This window comes from Janthinobacterium sp. GW460-12-1-14-LB5 (assembly GCF_059423585.1).
In genome coordinates this window covers 184,382-200,715 of the sequence record NZ_JBWKYD010000012.1, presented here as the reverse complement: position 1 = coordinate 200,715, position 16,334 = coordinate 184,382, and the positions used below count along the sequence as shown (strand labels likewise).

Genomic DNA, 16,334 nt, shown 5'->3' with positions numbered 1-16,334 from the left:
TTCGGTTACTGCTTTCGCGCTATCGACAAAGCGTTGTGTTTGTCAGCTGCGAAGAAGGAAGAGTATGAAGCATTTCACTACATCCGTCAACTCCTTCTTTTTTCTCACTTTACGCTGCATTTGCATGCGTCGTTCAGCGAGGGGGCGAATTATAGCCAAGGCGCTGCGGCTCCGCAAGAGCCATTTATGGCAACACGAACGATTTCACCAAGGTCAGCTCGCCGGCGGCCCGCATCGGCACCTGGAAGCTCTGCAGCTTTTCACGCGGCGTGCCTTCGTTGGTGATGATCGATATGCGCGCGACAGTCAGCATGGCGGTGTTCTCGCCGCTGCCGTAGTAATTCACATAGACATGATAGTTACCCTTCAGGGGCGCCGCGCTGGAAAAAATTTCCGGGCCATAGCCAGTGGTCACGTCCACATCCAGCGCGCCGCCATCTTTCAAGACACGATTACCGTACCAGGCGTGGCCACCGTCCGGCGTGACCACGTGCATATCGAGGTCAGTGCCGGCACTGTCCCACGACAGCACGATGCGCAAGCGCGCCTGCGTCTTGCCCTGGTAGCTGTCGACAAACTGGGTGCGCGCGCGGCTCCTGCCATCCGGCGAGCGTACTTCCACGCTATTCGAGCCGCTGCCGAATCCATACGGCCGCCCATAGCTGCCGTCCTCACCCACTTCCATCGGCATCGCCACGCCGTTGACCACCAGGGTGGCGGGCTTGCCCTTGACGGCGCCCACGATACGTCCCCGTATCTGCGCCGTTTCGGCCTGGCCCGGCTGCAGGTTGACCGAGGCGGCAGGGTAATTGACCGCCTGCGTATAGTCTTCGCGCGCGCCGGCCGAATTGCGCCAGCCGCCCTTCGGCGCATCGATGACGACCTGGGCCTGCGCCCAGAGTGGCAACAGCATCAGGGGAATCACGCAACGGATATAAAAACTCACAGGGCCTCCAGGTTAAGGTCGACGAGTCGGCGGGCCAGCCGCTCGACATATTCTTCGTCCTGGCCGCGCGGATGATGGCGCAGGCCAAGGTGTAAATATTCATGGGCCAAGGTGATGCGGTCTTCGCGCGAAGCCAGCGGGCGCATGAAGATGCGGTTGCGCGACTGCTCCGAATACGGCGCGCCGCTCTGCAGGGCGCAGACCAGCGGCGCTTGCGGCGGCGCCTCGTAGCCAGCCTCGCGCAGCAGCACGCGCTGCCAGCGCGGCAAGGAGCGCGCCAGCCAATCCTCGTTCTGCGGCAGGCGCCGGCAACGCGCGCCGGTATTGCCAAAGGTACTCAGCGCGCCGCCAGGATACGCCGCCGCCAGCAATTCATCATAGTGCTTGCCTTGTCTGGCCTGCCGCACCGCCTCGCTCCACGCCATCGTGCCCTCGGATGGCACGTTGCTGTGATAACGCACGGTGACGCCATCGACGATCAGCTGGTCAGTCCAGCGCGCAATCGCCAGCGCCGCCGGCGTGGCGGGGCTGGGACTGACGCGCTGGGTCGCGCTGCTGTCGGCGATCTGCTGGCAGCCCGCCACGGTCACGGCGTTCTGCTGCAGATACGTGCGCGCGGCAATCGCCAGCGCCTTGGCCGCTTCCGGCTCATTCGCGCTCGCTTCGCGGTCAAGCACCCGCGCCACATATTCATTGACGCCAAAGCGCCCGCGCAATTGCGGGCGGCCGCCCTTCTCTTGCAGCAGCATCAACTCGCCGCTGCTGCGCAAGGCCAGGTTCTGGCCATTTTCGAATTGCACATGGTAGCGGCCATTCAGCGGCCCGGGTTCAGCCACGCCACGCTCGCCGCGCACGGCACGGATCGGATAGCGCTTGAAATAATCAACCACCACGCAGCCGCCATCGTCGGCCGCGCCCACTGGCGGCAAGCTGGCGGCCAGTCTGGGCGCCCACTGTGCAAAGACATTGCTGCTGCCACCCGCGCCGCCAAACCAGATCGGCGTGCCGTCGGCCAGCCAGCCGGCCGCGCCGCCGATACGTGCGTCGGCCCGGCGCTGCTCGTGCCAGGAATACGTCTTCACGCGCAGCTGGCTGCCGAACCAGCGCGCCGCACCAAAGCCGCGCCCATCGAGCACCACGCGCAGCAGCGCCGCTTCGGCATCCGCGCGGCTGGCAGCCGGAATGCTGCCCAACGCGCGCAGCAGGCTATCCAGCCGTACCAGCCGCCCCGGCGCCAGCTGGGCGGGATCCGCCAGCCAGGCAAAGTCCCCTGCCGGCACGCTACCTAAACGGGCGGTCCAGTACTGGCGCCATGGCGCGGCCGTGATCATCAGGCGCCCGGGCGAGAAGAAGGGGCCGCACGATTGCGCCAGTGCCGCGTCGTGGCCGATGCTCTGGCCCGCATCGCAGCAATACACTTCTTCCGGATCACGGCCGCCGCAGCGGTAGTCGGGCATCGCCACCTTGTTATCGCTCGCATAGACATACACAAACAGCTTCCACAGGCTGGCCAGCGGCACTTGCCGCGCACCGTCGAACGGCGGCGAGAGTGGCAGCGTGGCGCCGCCCTGGCGCAACTGCCGCACTTCGGTCTTGCCATCCTTCCACCATGCTACGTCCAGCGACGCAGACCAGGCAGGTGCGGCCACCAGCAGGGCCGCCATCAATGCAGCACGTACCACGCGCATCACTCGACCTTCAGCGCGCGCGTGGTCTTGCCGCCGCCCTCGAAGGCTTTCTGCTCCGGCTGGTACATGCGGTAAAAGCGCGCTGGCGGCAGCACATAACTGCCCTTCTGCGCAAAGCGCAGCAGATGGCGTACGCTCACCTCGCCGGCCAAAGGCTCAATCGGCACGGCATAACCGTCGCGGCGCTCCGTGTGGCGCGCGCGTTCCAGCGCGGCCGGCTTGTCGCCCGCCATGACCATGCCCCAGGTCGTCGATTCGACCATGGCGCCCGGCGGCAGCGCCACTTCCAGCAAGCCAAAGCGGTGCTTCGCGCCCGGCGCCGCTTTCAAGGTGATTTCATCGAGGTACAACGCGTCCGTGCTGAGCGCCTCGCCCGGCTTGACCAGCTCCGTCGTGTAGCCGCCCTTGCCCGCCTTCATGCGCAGGATGCGCCGTTCGACGGCGACCGGCAAGGTTTGCGCCTCGGCCGCGTAGCTGTCGTACTGCACCACAGCCAACGTTCCAGCCGGCGCCGGGGCGGCGAGACGCAATTTATCAGGTACGCCCTTGGCATCGCTCCAGCGCCACAGCGGCTGGCCGCTGCGGCTGTCGCGTTTTTGCCAGGCGCCATCCAGCGCGACGGCCGGCCCCTTGCCGAACGATGCGCCACCCAGCTTCTTCTGCACCCACAACAAGGTCATCGCGCGGTCCAGGGTCGGCATTTCGGCGCGCACACCGGCCAGCACCGCGTCGGCCTGCGATGGCGGCACTTCGCCGGTCAGCATCAGCAAAGCTTGCGCCACCGGCGCTTTCGATGCGCGCAGTACCTGCCAGGAATCGGCGACCTGCTGCTGCAACGCCGAAGGCAGGGCGATACCATTCTGGCTGGCGACCAGCGCCACCAGGCCAAAGCTCATCGCCTGCGCTTCGCGGTCAAGGGCTCCGCCCAGCAGCAGGCTGCCGCTGTCGCCCGCCTGGCGCGGCTTGCCGCCCAAGGTGGCGCCAGCGCTGTCGTCCACCAGCCCCGCTGCCAGCGTCTGCGTGGGCAAGCCCATCTCGCGCGCCATCCACAGCACCAGCGCGCGGTCGCCCATCGCATCCTTCAAGCCATGTTCGCTGTAGACGGCCAGCAGCTTGTTCCAGTGCTCGGGCGGCAGTTCGATATGCAGCGCGCGCGCCGCGTACCAGTCGGCGTAATAGGCGTAGGCCGTCATCAAGGCATTGCCGGCCGTGGCGTTGCCCCACCAGCCGAAGACGGCGTTCGGACCGGCCATGGATACCAGGCGCAGGCGCTGCGCCGTCAGCAGCGTTTGCAGGGCGCCGGCGTCCGGCCCCAGGCTTTGCGTGGCCAGCGCCAGCGGAATCAAACGGCTCGCCGTCTGCTCCACGCAGCCATACGGATAGTCGATCAGGTCGTCGGCAATGCGCGCGAACTGGCTGGCTGCTCCTTGAGCGAACGAGACGCGGATATTGCGCGCGTCCGCCGGCAGCTTGAGCAGCATATCACCGGTGGCGCCATCGAGCGGCAGCGCCAGCGAACGCGGGCTGCTCCAGGCGGCGGGCAGCGTCTGCATAGCGGTATCGAGCGCATCGACCACTTTACCGTTCTGCTTCAGTTCCAGGCGCAGCGGCCCGCTAGCGCCAGCAGCGAGCGGAAATTCGACGTAGTTGACGCCCGGTTTGGCGGACAGCTTTTCCGTCTTCGGCTGCGCCCCGCCGGAAAGAACGACGTCGAGCGCCTGCTCCTTGCCCGTCTGGTTGAACACGGCCACCGAGGCGCGCGGCGCGTCACCGGCGCGCATCCAGTCGGGCGCAGTCCATTTGGCATAGTAATTCTTGTCCGACCGCAGATAGGCGGTGCGCTGACCGACGCGTCCCTGTTCATCCATCGCACGGCCCGTGATGCGCCAGCGGGTCAGCGCGTCGGGCATGGTAAAACTCACGCGCGCATTGCCATTCGCGTCGGTTTTCAGCGACGGCGCCCAGTAAGCCGTGTCAATATTGTCGCGGCGCGGACGCTCCAGCACCTTGACGCCGCGCTCGTTGTAATTGTGGCGCGCGGGCGCGCCGGCAGTGCGGCCCTGCGCCATATCGTAGCTGATGAACGACAGGCTGGCCGTCGTGCGCACGTTGTTGCGGCGCGGGTGATAGAAGAAGTCGCCGATGTCGGGCGCGATTTCCGGCTGCAGCACATAGATCATTTCATCGACCACGCCCAGCGCCACCAGGGTGCTCAGGGGCTTGCCGTCCAACGTCGCCTTGACATCCAGCGTGACCTTCTCGCCCGGCTGGTAGACTTCCTTGTCGCTTTTGAATTGCAGCGCGATGCGCGGCTCGATCACTTGCAGGCCGGCGTTCTCGAACACGAAATCGCCATTGCGCGTGTAGGCCACCGAGAACGTTATGTTCGGGCCATGCTCTTCTTTTACCGGGATGCGCACTCTCCACTGCCGCGGCGCCACGCGCTTCGCCTGGTACCAGTCAGCGGCGCCAGCCATCAAGCCATGGTGTTCCACCTTGTCGCGTTCTAACGTGAACAGCGCCTGGTCGACCTTGTCCGAGAAGGTGATCAGGGCTTCGGCCGTGTCGCCCGGACGATAACGGGCGCGGTCCAGCACGATCTCGATGCTGCCCGGCGTCGTTTGCACGCCATCGCCGGCGACCCAGTGGCTGGCGGCGGCCAGCAGGTTGCCCCGTTCGTCGCGCAGCGCCAGCTGATACGAGCCGGAGGCCGGGAAAATCACGTCCCAGCCCTTGGCGTTGGGATCGAAGGCGCCCTCGGTCTTGCTCTGTTTTTCCAGCTGCACCATCTCCCAGCGCACGGGCTTGGCCGCGCCCTGGCCGTCGGCCAGCAAGTCGAAATGCACGTTTTGTCCCGGATCGGAAAACTGGCGCGTGGCCTTCAGCTGGTAGCTGCTGCTCGAGCGTTCTATCATCAGCTCGCGCGTCGCCTTGACGCGGTAGGCCGCGCCATCGGTCGCCAGCACGGTCAGGATGTAGCGAGAGGGATCGGCGGCGGGCGGCAAGGTGAAGTCCACATTGCCGCTGCCATCGCTCGTCACTTCCTCGGTCTTCAAGGCCACGGGGAACAGGCCGCTGTAACGCAGCTCGCCCTCGACCATGGTGTTTTGCTGGCCCCGCAAGGACAAGGTCATTTTCGCATTTTTTACGGGCTTGCCATCGGGGTAGCGCAGCGCGATGCTGCCCTTGACCGCCTCGCCCGTCTTGAATTCCGGTTTCGATGGCTGGATGTTGATTTCAAAGTGCGGCTTGACGTATTCGGCTACGCGGAAGGCCGCGCCATACACGCCATCCTTGTAATTGAAGCGCAGCTCATAGCCGCCGGCGGTGGCTTCCGTCGGCAGGCGGAAGCGCGTGTCGGCGCCCGTATCGCCAGACAGCTGCAGCGTTTGCGTCAGCAGCGGCGTGCCGTTCGGATTGAGCACGGTCAAGCTGACCGGTGCTGCGCTTGCTGCCTGCGAGTTGCGCGCAGAAGTAAATTCGCGGCCCAGGAACTTGACGTTGACTTCATCGCCGGGCCGGTACAGGGGCCGGTCGGTCACCGCATAAATCTTGGTGTTATAGATTTCGCTGTCGTAGTAAAAATTCTCGGATACGAACACGCCGCCATCGCGGTCCTGGCCCAGCACATACGTATGTTCGGGGCTGCCGCGCTCGAGCGACGCTACGCCGTCGGCACCCGTGGTGGCCGACTGCAGCACGCCGGTGCCGTCCGTCCACGCCACGCTGGCGCCTGCCACGGCGGCGCTGGTATCGCGCCGCGCCGTCCATACCAGCATCTGGCCGGACGAGACCTTGGTGACGGCCACCGTGTCCGAGACGAACACCAGGGTGGTGGCGCGGTGCTCGCCGATGATCGCTTCGATCAGGTACAAGCCCGGCTTGCGCTTGCCCAGCGGGATCATCACGTTGCCGGCGCCGGCGACGATGAAGTCGCTGCTCGATCCATCGAGCTTGACGCCTTTCGGCGGGGCGATGGCCTTGGCCTGCCAGATCGGATAGCGGAAGCTGTCGACCAGCTCCATGCCCTTGATCGGCTTGTACTGCGGGTGGTTGGCAAATACGGTCGGCTTGCGGATGGCGTCATTCGTCGCCAGTTGCGGCTGTTCCTTCGTGACCGCGCGGCGCGCTTCGCCGGAAAACAGCTTGCGCCAGGCCAGGCGCGACTGCTTCCACCAGCTATCCCACAGAAAGCTCAAGGTGTTGGCCAGGCCCTCGCCCTGGTAATTGCCCTCGACCTGGATGCGGTGCAGATTGCGCTGTTTTTTCAGGAATTCCATCGCTTCGGGCACGCGGTAGACGACGATGTCGGCGCCCGAATACGCTTCCAGGTTCATGCGCCCCATGTCGCGCCCGGGCACTTCCAGGCGCACGCGCGCCTCGTCGACGCTGCCGTAGCTGGCGTCGGACAGCAAAAAGAAGGGCTCGCCCTTGAAGGTGCTGTAGTTGCTCGGTTCGCGTTCCTGCGCCCAGGCGCCGCCAATGAGCACCAACGCCAGCAGGCTGGCAAAGAACAGCTTCATGACAAAAATCGGCTTCATGATAAAAACGCCAGCCGGAACACGCCGGCGAAATTCGGATTGTTGACCACAGGTTGCCACCGCGTGTCCTTCCAGCTTGTGAGTTCTTTGATATCGACGGTCCGCAGACCATTGTCGTCGGGGGTGACGGTGCCGGTGTGGTAGGCGATGCGCGCACCCATCCAGACCATCAGGTGCTGTTCGTCGCCCTGGTCGAAAAACAGCAGGTCGCCGGGCAGCGCCTGGCTGATTTCGCGGGCGATGAAACGGCTGTTGTGCTGCACCAGCGCCAGCGCCGTGACGAAATGGCCGACCTTGCCATCCGTCTGCACCCAGCGGTTGCGCAGGGCGGCCTGATTCACGTCCAGTTCCAGTTCGGGCGGCAGGCGCCGGTCGCTGGCGATACCGTTCGCATGCAGCCACTTCGCGTCATGCACGGTGAGCGCTTCGTTGACGGCAAAGCGCACCAGGCCGGCGCAATCGCGGTGCGTCCAGCGCGGCGACGGCCCCCTTTCGATCTGCGCATTGACGATGCGCAACATCCAGGCCTGGAACGCGCGGCTCTGGGCTTGCGACAGCAGCACTTGCGGCCCGGCGGGCGCGCGCAGGGCCCAGGCATGAGGGAAGGCGACAGCGGCAGCCCCTCCCGCCAGCCAGCGCAAGGCGGCACGGCGCGCATGCCGCACCGTCATCGCGCCGTCTCCTGCCATTCCAGCGTTTCCCACGACGTGCCGCTGGCTGGTTGCCGCTTGAGCACCATGCGCAGCGGCGGATATTTTTTCAAGGCGTTCAGGCGCGGCACCAGGTGTTCGTTGGCGGCAGCGCGCAAGACCGGTTCATTATTCGCCGGCAGGGTATCGAAGGCTTCCAGCTGGATCAAGCGGGCCAGCGAGGCCGGTGCGATCAGGCCGATCGTGCGCGCGCCATCGGGCAGCAAATCGCTGGCGGCCGGCGCCTGCTTGCGGCGCACGGCCAGCACCTGGTCTACCAGCTTGCCGTCGGCGGAGAAGACAACCGTATTGCCGGCCACGGCCAGCGCCGGCGTGGACTGGCCCAGTGCCGTGGCGACGCTGCGCTCCCAGCGCACGAACTCACCTTTGGCGTCCTTGCCGGTGGTCTTGCGCACGGGGTCCTTGCCGCCGATGGCCGCCGCGAACAGGCTGCCATATACAGCGTCGTCGCCGGCCTGCGCGCTGCGCGTGGCCACGAACACGGGTGTATGCAGCCGCGAAGTGCCGTACCAGCACGCGGCGGCGGGGCCTTGCAAGTGACCGGCCAGCGGCGCCACCGGCTCGGACGCCTTGTCGCCCAGTCGCTTGAGCACGGGCTGCAGCGCGGTCCAGTCCACCGGCACGCTGAAGCAGGCGCTCGGGTTATGCGGCAGCACGGGCCACAGGGCGCTGCTGTCATAAGCACCGTTTTTCAGTTTATCGGCATTGAGCAGCACCTTCGATTGCCAGGCGCCCTGTTGAAAATCGAAACGCAACGCTTCGAGCGCGCCGAAGAAGGGCTGGTAACCGAACGACAGGAAGTCGGCCTTGACGGCGATGCTGTGTCCCTCGGGCGCGGCGCCGTCGAGATGAAATTGCGCATGCAAGACGTTTTGTTTCGCCGGCTCCGGCGCCAGCAGGTTGGCCACTATTTTTTCAGCCGTGCCATCGCCATGCTTGCCGTCGCTGCCGCCATACAGCATGCCGGGATGGGACAGGATGACCAGGCGCTGGCCATGCGCGGCGAACAGCAAGGTGCGCTGGTAGGCATAATTGAGCGCATACACGGGCACCTGGCCGCCATCGACGCGCAAGCTGCCGGCCACGCGCATCTGCGTATCCTTCAAGGCGATCTTGCCCGCCTCTTCCAGCAGGCGCGTCAGCTGGCTGCGCGACACGGCGATGGCGAAATGCTTGAGCGAGCCGTCGGCATCGCGCCACAGGGCCACTTCCGCCGGCTGGTCCAGCACCATGCGCAACAGCTGGTCGCCCCAGCCCAATTCATGCTCATAGGCGATGCGGCGCAAACTGCCCTTGAGGCCCAGCCGGTCTTCGCTTTGCTCGTAATAGAACAGGAAATCCTCGCGCAGCACGTCGCGCGCCAGCGGCACCGTCAGCAGGTCGCGCGGCAAGGCCGACAGGCTTTTCGTGCGGACCAGCGCGTCGGGCCGCGATAAATCCAGCTTCAGGCCATTGACCGGCCCCAGCATGCCCCAGCCGAAGACCCGGTAGCCGACCAGCGCGGCCGCCACCACGGCCACCCCGGCCAGCGCCCCGACCAGGATTTTTTTATTGAGTACTTTTTTCGCCAGCACCTTGTATCCCTTTACCCTGCCGTAGCATTGACAAGTTAGTAATTATTGACAAATGGTAACATGACGTTTGTGGCCGCAGCGCACAGCTGACGCGACAGCGTAAAATAGCGGTTTCGCCGATTCAAACGCTCCCATGACCATCCTGCTCTCCACCCTGAACGCCCGCTACACCCACGCCTCGCTGGGATTGCGCTATCTGCTGGCCAATATGGGCCCGCTGCAGGCGCAGACGCGGCTGCAGGAGTTCGTCATCGGCACGAAAACCACGGAACTGGTCGAGCGCATCCTCGTCAACAAGCCCCGCATCATCGGTTTTGGCGTATACATATGGAACGTCGAGGAAACGACGAAACTGGTGGCCATGCTCAAGCGCGTGGCGCCCGAGGTCGTCATCGTGCTGGGCGGGCCGGAAGTGTCGCATGAGGCGGGCGAGCAGGAAATCGTCAAACTGGCCGACTACCTGATCACGGGCTGGGGCGACGTCACCTTCCCCAAGCTGTGCGGCGAGATCCTCAACGGCCCGAAGCCGCTGATGAAGATCCATGCGGGCGTGCAGGCGCCGCTGGCGGAACTGCAGCTGCCCTACTCCTTGTATACAGACGACGATATCCGCCACCGCACGATTTACGTGGAAGCGTCGCGCGGCTGCCCGTTCAAGTGCGAATTCTGCCTGTCGGCGCTGGACAAGACGGCCTGGCCCTTCGCCCTGGAGAACTTCCTGGCCGAGATGGAGTCGCTGCATGCGCGCGGCGCCCGCCTGTTCAAATTCGTCGACCGCACCTTCAACCTGAACATCAAGACCAGTTTGAAGATCATGCAGTTCTTTTTAGACAAGATCGAAGCGAATCCGGACGATCCCATCTACGCCCACTTCGAGCTGGTGCCCGATCACTTGCCCGACGCCTTGAAAGAAGGCATCAGCAAGTTCCCGCCCGGCGCGCTGCAGTTCGAGATCGGCATCCAGAGTTTCAATCCGGACGTGCAATCGCTGGTCAGCCGCAAGCAGGATAATCAAAAGGCGGCCGATAACATCCGCTGGCTTTGCGAAAAATCAAACGCCCACTTGCACGTGGACTTGATCGCCGGCTTGCCGGGCGAGGATGAAGCGAGCTTTGCGGCCGGATTCAACAAGCTGGTGGCCCTGAAACCGCATGAAATCCAGTTCGGCATCTTGAAGCGGCTGCGCGGCACGCCCATCATCCGCCATACGGAAAACTATGGCATGGTGTTCGACCCGCACCCGCCCTACACCATCCTGGCGAATAAACAGCTCGATTTCATGAGCATGCAGCGCCTCGTGCGCTTCGCCCGCTACTGGGACCTGGTGGCCAACTCGGGCCGCTTCGCCAATACCGTGCAATGGATGCTCGGTGATGCGCCGTTTGAAAACTTCATGGACTTTTCGAACTGGCTGTACGCCCACACGGACGCCACCCACCGCATCGCCATGGAGCGCCTGGCCAAGCTGGTGGCGCAATGGCTGCAGACGCGCGGCATGAGCGCGCTCGAGGCCAACGCCCTCGTGGCCAGCGACTATGCGGGCGGCGCACAGGCGGCCGCGCACGCCAAACCCGCCGAAACAAGCAAGGTGCGTCCGGACGTCGCCCTGCCGCAGCGGCAGGCGCGCCACCTGGCGTCCTGAGGGGCCGGCGATTGAACAGCGGTGGCGGTCTGCGCCATTCTCCCTTAAACTGGCGCGATGCCGACTGTACAATCGCCGAAACTGACCCTCTCCCAGACCAGCTCCCAACAGGGAGCCGTCGTCACTGCCAGCGGCACCTGGCAGGTGCACGCGCTGGCGCATGACAATGCCATCAAGGCCATCGAGGCCCAGCTCAAGCCCTTGCAGGGCGATACCAAGGTGCAATGGGACTTGTCGGCCATCGACAGCATGGACCATATCGGCGCTCAGCTGTTCTGGAATGCCTGGGGCAAGCAGCGCCCCGCGCAACTGACCCTGGCGCCATCGCTGGAAGAGTTTTTCCGGCGCATCGAAGAGACGGGACCGCTGCAAACGCCGCCCTCGCGCGCCAACCGCCTCACGCCCGTGATGAAGCTGGGCATGGCCATTTTGCTGTTTTTCGAACATTTGAAGGGCTTTATCGCCCTCGTCGGCCAGGTGACGCAGGATATCGGCCGCTTCGCGCGCCATCCCATGCGCGGGCCGTGGCGTGAAATTTCCGCCAATATCTTCCATGCGGGCTTCCAGGCGCTGGGCATCACGGCCCTGGTCGGCTTTCTGATCGGCGTCGTGCTGTCTTATCTTTCCGCACAGCAACTGCGCGCCTTTGGCGGCGACATTTACCTGGTCAACCTGCTGGGCATGAGCGTCATCCGCGAACTGGGGCCGCTGTTGGCGGCCATCCTCGTGGCCGGGCGCTCCGGTTCGTCCATCACGGCCCAGCTGGGCGTCATGCGCGTCACGGAAGAGCTCGACGCCATGCTGGTGATGGGCATTTCGCACGGTTTTCGCCTGATCATGCCGAAAGTGCTGGCCCTGGCCATTTCCATGCCCCTGCTCGTCATCTGGACGGATACGGCCGCGCTGATCGGCGGCATGGTGGCGGCCAAGGTGGAATTGAACTTGTCGGCGCGCTACTTCATCCAGAAACTGCCCGATGCCGTACCGCTGGCCAACTACATGATCGGCCTGGGCAAGGGCGTGATTTTCGGCATGCTGATCGCCCTCGTCTCCTGCCACTTCGGCCTGCGCATCAAGGCGAATACGGAAAGCCTGGGGCGCGGCACCACCACCGCCGTCGTCACGGCCATCACCGTGGTGATCCTGGCCGACGCCGTGTTCGCCATCGTCTTCAATGGAGTGGGCTACTGATGGCGAACGACACCGATATCGCTTGCGGCACCGGCAAGGAAGGCCAGTTCAACCTGCACGGCAGCGCGCCCGTGGTGGATATCACCAATCTGTGGACCAAGTTCGGCCGCACCGTCGTGCACCAGGACTTGAACCTGGAAATCGAGCGGGGCGAAATCCTTTCCATCGTGGGCGGCTCCGGCACGGGCAAGACGGTGCTGCTGCGCCAGATGCTGGGCCTGGAACATCCGGCGCGCGGCTGCGTCAAAGTCTTTGGCGAGGATATCAACAAGGCAAGTTCCGACCAGCTGCAACAGTTGCGCAACCACTGGGGCATGCTGTTCCAGCAAGGCGCCCTGTATTCGGCCCTGACCGTGTTCGACAACGTGGCCCAGCCCATGCGCGAATTGCGCGTGCTGCCCGAGGCGCTGGTGCACGACGCGGTATTATTAAAGATGAACATGGTGGGCCTGGGTCCGGAACATGCGCTGAAAATGCCGTCGGACTTGTCTGGCGGCATGATCAAGCGCGTGGCGCTGGCGCGCGCCCTGGCGCTGGAACCGAAGCTGCTGTTCCTCGACGAACCGACGGCGGGCCTGGATCCGGACTTGTCGGAAAGTTTTGTCTCGCTGATCCAGTCGCTGCACCGCGAGCTGGGCTTGACGGTCGTCATGGTCACGCATGACCTCGACACCTTGTTCGCCCTGTCCACGCGCATCGCCGTGCTGGCGGAAAAGCACGTGATCGCCATCGGCCCCACGCGCGAGGTGATCGAAGTGGACCACCCGTTCATCAAGCAATTTTTCCTTGGCGACCGCGGCAAGCGCGCACTGGCCGTCCTCGATGAAAAACAGGCGGCAGCCAAGGCCGCACAGCCAGGCGACGACGCCGGCACTGACAAGAAAGCGGAAAAGTAATGGAAAACAGATCACATGCCCTGATGACGGGATTTTTTACATTGACCCTGCTGGTGGCCGCCATTCTGTTCGGCGTCTGGTTCAACCGCGACCGCGTGGAGCGGGTGCCCTACCTGCTCGCCACCACCCTGTCCGTGCCGGGCCTGAACCCGCAGGCGACCGTGCGCTACCGGGGCCTGGAAGTGGGCAAGGTCGACGCCATCGACTTCGACACGCAAAAGGCGGGGCAAATCCTCGTGCACATCAGCGTGGCGCCCGACACCCCCGTCACCAACACCACCTTTGCCACCCTCGGCTACCAGGGCGTGACGGGCATCGCCTACATCCAGCTCGACGATGAACACGTGGGTTCGAAATTGCTGGGCACCAGCAAGGACAAGCCGTCGCTGATCCCCCTGCGCGCCGGCTTGCTGGACCAGCTGGAAAAACGCGGCAAGCGCATCCTCGACCAGGCCGAGCAGATCACCAACAAGGTGAATAATCTGCTCAGCCCGGAAAACCAGGCCGCCATGCTGGGCGCCTTCAATGAAGTGGGCAAGGCGGCCAAGGCCTTTGGCGCCATACCGCAGCAGCTGGAACCGACCCTGACGCAATTGCCACAGTTGACGGAACAAACGCGGCAAACCTTGACGGCCGTCAGTACGGCCAGCAAAAACGTGTCGGACTTGACGGCCACGTGGAAAAAGCTGGGCAACGACATCCAGGCGCCCGGTGGCGTGCTCGACAAGGTCAATGGCACGGTCGACCGGGTCGGCCATTCCGTGGAAACGGTGGCCAATGGCGTGTCGCTGGAAGTCTTGCCGCAGGTAATCGAGCTGAGCGGCGAGGCGCGTTCCTCGATGCGCGCCCTGAAAACCACCATGAGCACGCTCAATGAACAGCCGCAGAGCATCCTGTTCGGCGCCCCAGACATCCCGCCCGGCCCGGGCGAGCCCGGTTTTTCGGCGCCCGGCAAATAAGGAGAACACCGCATGCACATCCCCCGCCATCTCACCGCACTCATCGTCGCCGGCGCTTTCCTGCTGGGCGGCTGCGCCACGCGCGGCCCCGTTCCCACGTTCTATGATTTCGGCCCGGCCGCGCCGCTGGCAGCGGCACCGGCCGCCGCGCCAGCCGTGCCCGTGCTGGTCATCGCCGACGCGAATGGCCCTTCGTGGCTGGACAGCCAGCGCATGTATTACCGGCTGCTGTACGCCGATGCGCAACAATCGCGGCCGTATGCCTACAACCGCTGGAACACGCCGCCGCTGCAACTGTTGAGCCAGCGCCTGAAGACGCGCGTGGCGCAGAGCGGCGTGAAAGTGCTGTCGACCACGGACGCGGCCGCCGGCATGCCGCTGCTGCGCATCGACGTCGATGATTTTTCACAAGCGTTTGACACGCAGACGCACAGCAGCGGCCATGTGTCGCTGCGCGCCTCGCTGTTCCGCGGCCACCGCCTGATCGACCAGAAAACCTTCAGCCGCAGCGGTCCGGCCGGCAGCGCCGATGCGCAAGGGGGCGCGCAGGCGCTGGCGGCGGCATCGGATGCCATCGCCGCCGACCTGCTCACCTGGCTGGGCACGCTGAATATCCCGAAAGAATGACCGAGCCCGCACCTTCCGCCAGCCCGGCGGCGCCACTGCCGCCCGTCCGTTCCTCGCCCGTGTCGCGCGCGACCCTGCTCGCCTACGTCTTCCTGATCGTGTACGCGAGCTGGTTTCCGTTCACGGGCTGGCACAGCAATGGCCTGTCGCCGCTGACCTTCCTGGAAAACACGCGCATGCCCCGTTACTGGACGGGCTTCGATGTCGGCGTGAATATCGTCGGCTACATCCCGCTGGGTGCGCTGATCGTGTATTCGCTGTTTCCAAGGATTACTGGTTTCTTTGCCGTCATCGTCGCCAGCCTGTGCGGCATGTTGATTTCCGGCAGCATGGAAGCCGTGCAAACCTATTTGCCCAGCCGCGTATCGTCGAATCTGGACTTTTATACGAATGCGGCCGGCTGCTTTATCGGTTCCATCATCGGCGCCTTGACGGCGCGCAAGCTGCTCGACCATAGCCATTTGTACCGCTTGCGCCAGCGCTGGTTTGCCCAGCATGCCAGCCAGGGGCTGGTGCTTGTCGCCCTGTGGCCGCTGGCGCAGATCTATCCGCAAGGCTACCTGTTCGGCCTGGGCCAGTTGCTGCCCATCCTGTCGGACTGGCTGTCGCGCCTGGCGGGCATGGAGATCGACCTGGCCGCGTATCTGCGTCCCGACGTGATCTTAACTGTTGAGCAATATTGGCTTTCGGAAACCATCATCACGGCTTGCGGCATGACGGGCGCCGTGCTGACCTTGCTGTGCCTGCTGCGCCGCGCCGCGCCGCGCGCCATCCTGATGCTGACCCTGATCGCCGCCGCCCTGATCGTGCGCTCGATGGCCAGCGCGCTGCTGTTTTCGCCGGAAAACGCCTTCGTCTGGATCACGCCGGGCGCCCAGGGCGGCTTCTTGATCGGCCTGATCATGCTGGGCGGCCTGGCCTTCGCGCCGCACGTGGCGCAGCGCCGCATCGCGGCCGCCACCTTGCTGCTGAGCCTGGTGATGGTGAATACGACGCCGATCAACCCGTATTTCATGTCAACCTTGCAAGGCTGGGTACAAGGCAAGTTCCTCAATTTTAATGGCGCGGCGCAATTCTTGGCCTTGCTGTGGCCCTTCATGGCCCTGTGGTTCCTGTGCCTGCCCTCGCACCGCCTGAACCGGCAGGACGATGTGCAGCGCCAGCGTCGCGAAGACCACCCATAAGCGCTATCATGGCGCATTGATGAATCAGCAGGAGATCAGTATGAGCGACGCACCGTATTTTGAACGCCACGTTTTTTTCTGCATGAATAAACGTGAAGACGGCCGCAACAGTTGCGGCGACCATGGCGCGGAAGCGGCGCAAAAGCATTGCAAGCGCCGCATCAAGGAACTCGACATGAATGGCGCGGGCAAGATCCGCATCAACCAGGCCGGCTGCATGGACCGCTGCGAGGAAGGCCCGCTGCTGGTGATCTACCCGGAAGCGACCTGGTACACCTATGTCGACACCAGCGATATCGATGAAATCATCGATACCCACCTGGTCGGTGGAAAAATCGTCGAGCGCCTGAAGATTTAATGCCAATTTAAGAGATAG

Annotated in this window: 12 protein-coding genes; 7 read left to right on the top strand and 5 right to left on the bottom strand. The window is 64.3% G+C overall.

The window, feature by feature from the left end; genetic code table 11:
* Positions 1 to 184: 184 nt before the first annotated feature.
* The 5 genes from AC07X6_RS14770 to AC07X6_RS14750 are packed head-to-tail and all read right to left on the bottom strand — an operon-like array spanning position 185 to position 9,459.
* The gene (locus tag AC07X6_RS14770) at positions 185 to 913 is read right to left on the bottom strand and encodes a YfaP family protein (RefSeq protein ID WP_494791449.1); all 729 of its coding nucleotides are present in this window, start codon (positions 911 to 913) and stop codon (positions 185 to 187) included.
* 29 nt (positions 914 to 942) lie between these two features.
* Entirely contained in the window at positions 943 to 2,634 is a 1,692-nt protein-coding gene (locus AC07X6_RS14765; RefSeq protein WP_494791443.1) for a DUF2300 domain-containing protein, read from the bottom strand.
* A complete protein-coding gene (locus tag AC07X6_RS14760) occupies positions 2,634 to 7,175 on the bottom strand; it encodes an alpha-2-macroglobulin family protein (protein ID WP_494791442.1) in 4,542 nt (1,513 codons plus the stop codon). The genes AC07X6_RS14765 and AC07X6_RS14760 overlap by 1 nt, the downstream gene beginning before the upstream one ends.
* Entirely contained in the window at positions 7,172 to 7,846 is a 675-nt protein-coding gene (locus AC07X6_RS14755) for a DUF1175 family protein (protein ID WP_494791448.1), read from the bottom strand. Before AC07X6_RS14755 ends, AC07X6_RS14760 begins: the two co-directional genes overlap by 4 nt.
* Entirely contained in the window at positions 7,843 to 9,459 is a 1,617-nt protein-coding gene (locus AC07X6_RS14750) for a DUF2138 family protein (RefSeq protein WP_494791441.1), read from the bottom strand. The genes AC07X6_RS14755 and AC07X6_RS14750 overlap by 4 nt, the downstream gene beginning before the upstream one ends.
* 133 nt (positions 9,460 to 9,592) lie before the next feature.
* Between AC07X6_RS14750 and AC07X6_RS14745 the strand changes: the two genes are divergently transcribed.
* The 7 genes from AC07X6_RS14745 to AC07X6_RS14715 are packed head-to-tail and all read left to right on the top strand — an operon-like array spanning position 9,593 to position 16,316.
* Entirely contained in the window at positions 9,593 to 11,101 is a 1,509-nt protein-coding gene (locus AC07X6_RS14745) for a B12-binding domain-containing radical SAM protein (RefSeq protein WP_494791440.1), read from the top strand.
* 57 nt (positions 11,102 to 11,158) lie between these two features.
* A complete protein-coding gene (locus AC07X6_RS14740; protein ID WP_230542068.1) occupies positions 11,159 to 12,292 on the top strand; it encodes an MlaE family ABC transporter permease in 1,134 nt (377 codons plus the stop codon).
* A complete protein-coding gene (locus AC07X6_RS14735; RefSeq protein WP_230542069.1) occupies positions 12,292 to 13,188 on the top strand; it encodes an ABC transporter ATP-binding protein in 897 nt (298 codons plus the stop codon). The genes AC07X6_RS14740 and AC07X6_RS14735 overlap by 1 nt, the downstream gene beginning before the upstream one ends.
* Positions 13,188 to 14,147 (top strand): MlaD family protein, encoded by a 960-nt coding sequence (locus AC07X6_RS14730; protein WP_494791439.1) that lies wholly within the window; start codon positions 13,188 to 13,190, stop codon positions 14,145 to 14,147. Before AC07X6_RS14735 ends, AC07X6_RS14730 begins: the two co-directional genes overlap by 1 nt.
* Positions 14,148 to 14,159: 12 nt before the next feature.
* Positions 14,160 to 14,774: an ABC-type transport auxiliary lipoprotein family protein gene (locus AC07X6_RS14725; RefSeq protein ID WP_230542071.1), complete on the top strand. Its 615-nt coding sequence runs from the start codon at positions 14,160 to 14,162 to the stop codon at positions 14,772 to 14,774.
* The gene (locus tag AC07X6_RS14720) at positions 14,771 to 15,958 is read left to right on the top strand and encodes a VanZ family protein (RefSeq protein ID WP_230542072.1); all 1,188 of its coding nucleotides are present in this window, start codon (positions 14,771 to 14,773) and stop codon (positions 15,956 to 15,958) included. The genes AC07X6_RS14725 and AC07X6_RS14720 overlap by 4 nt, the downstream gene beginning before the upstream one ends.
* Before the next feature lie 40 nt (positions 15,959 to 15,998).
* Entirely contained in the window at positions 15,999 to 16,316 is a 318-nt protein-coding gene (locus tag AC07X6_RS14715) for a (2Fe-2S) ferredoxin domain-containing protein (protein ID WP_034781335.1), read from the top strand.
* Positions 16,317 to 16,334: the final 18 nt, after the last annotated feature.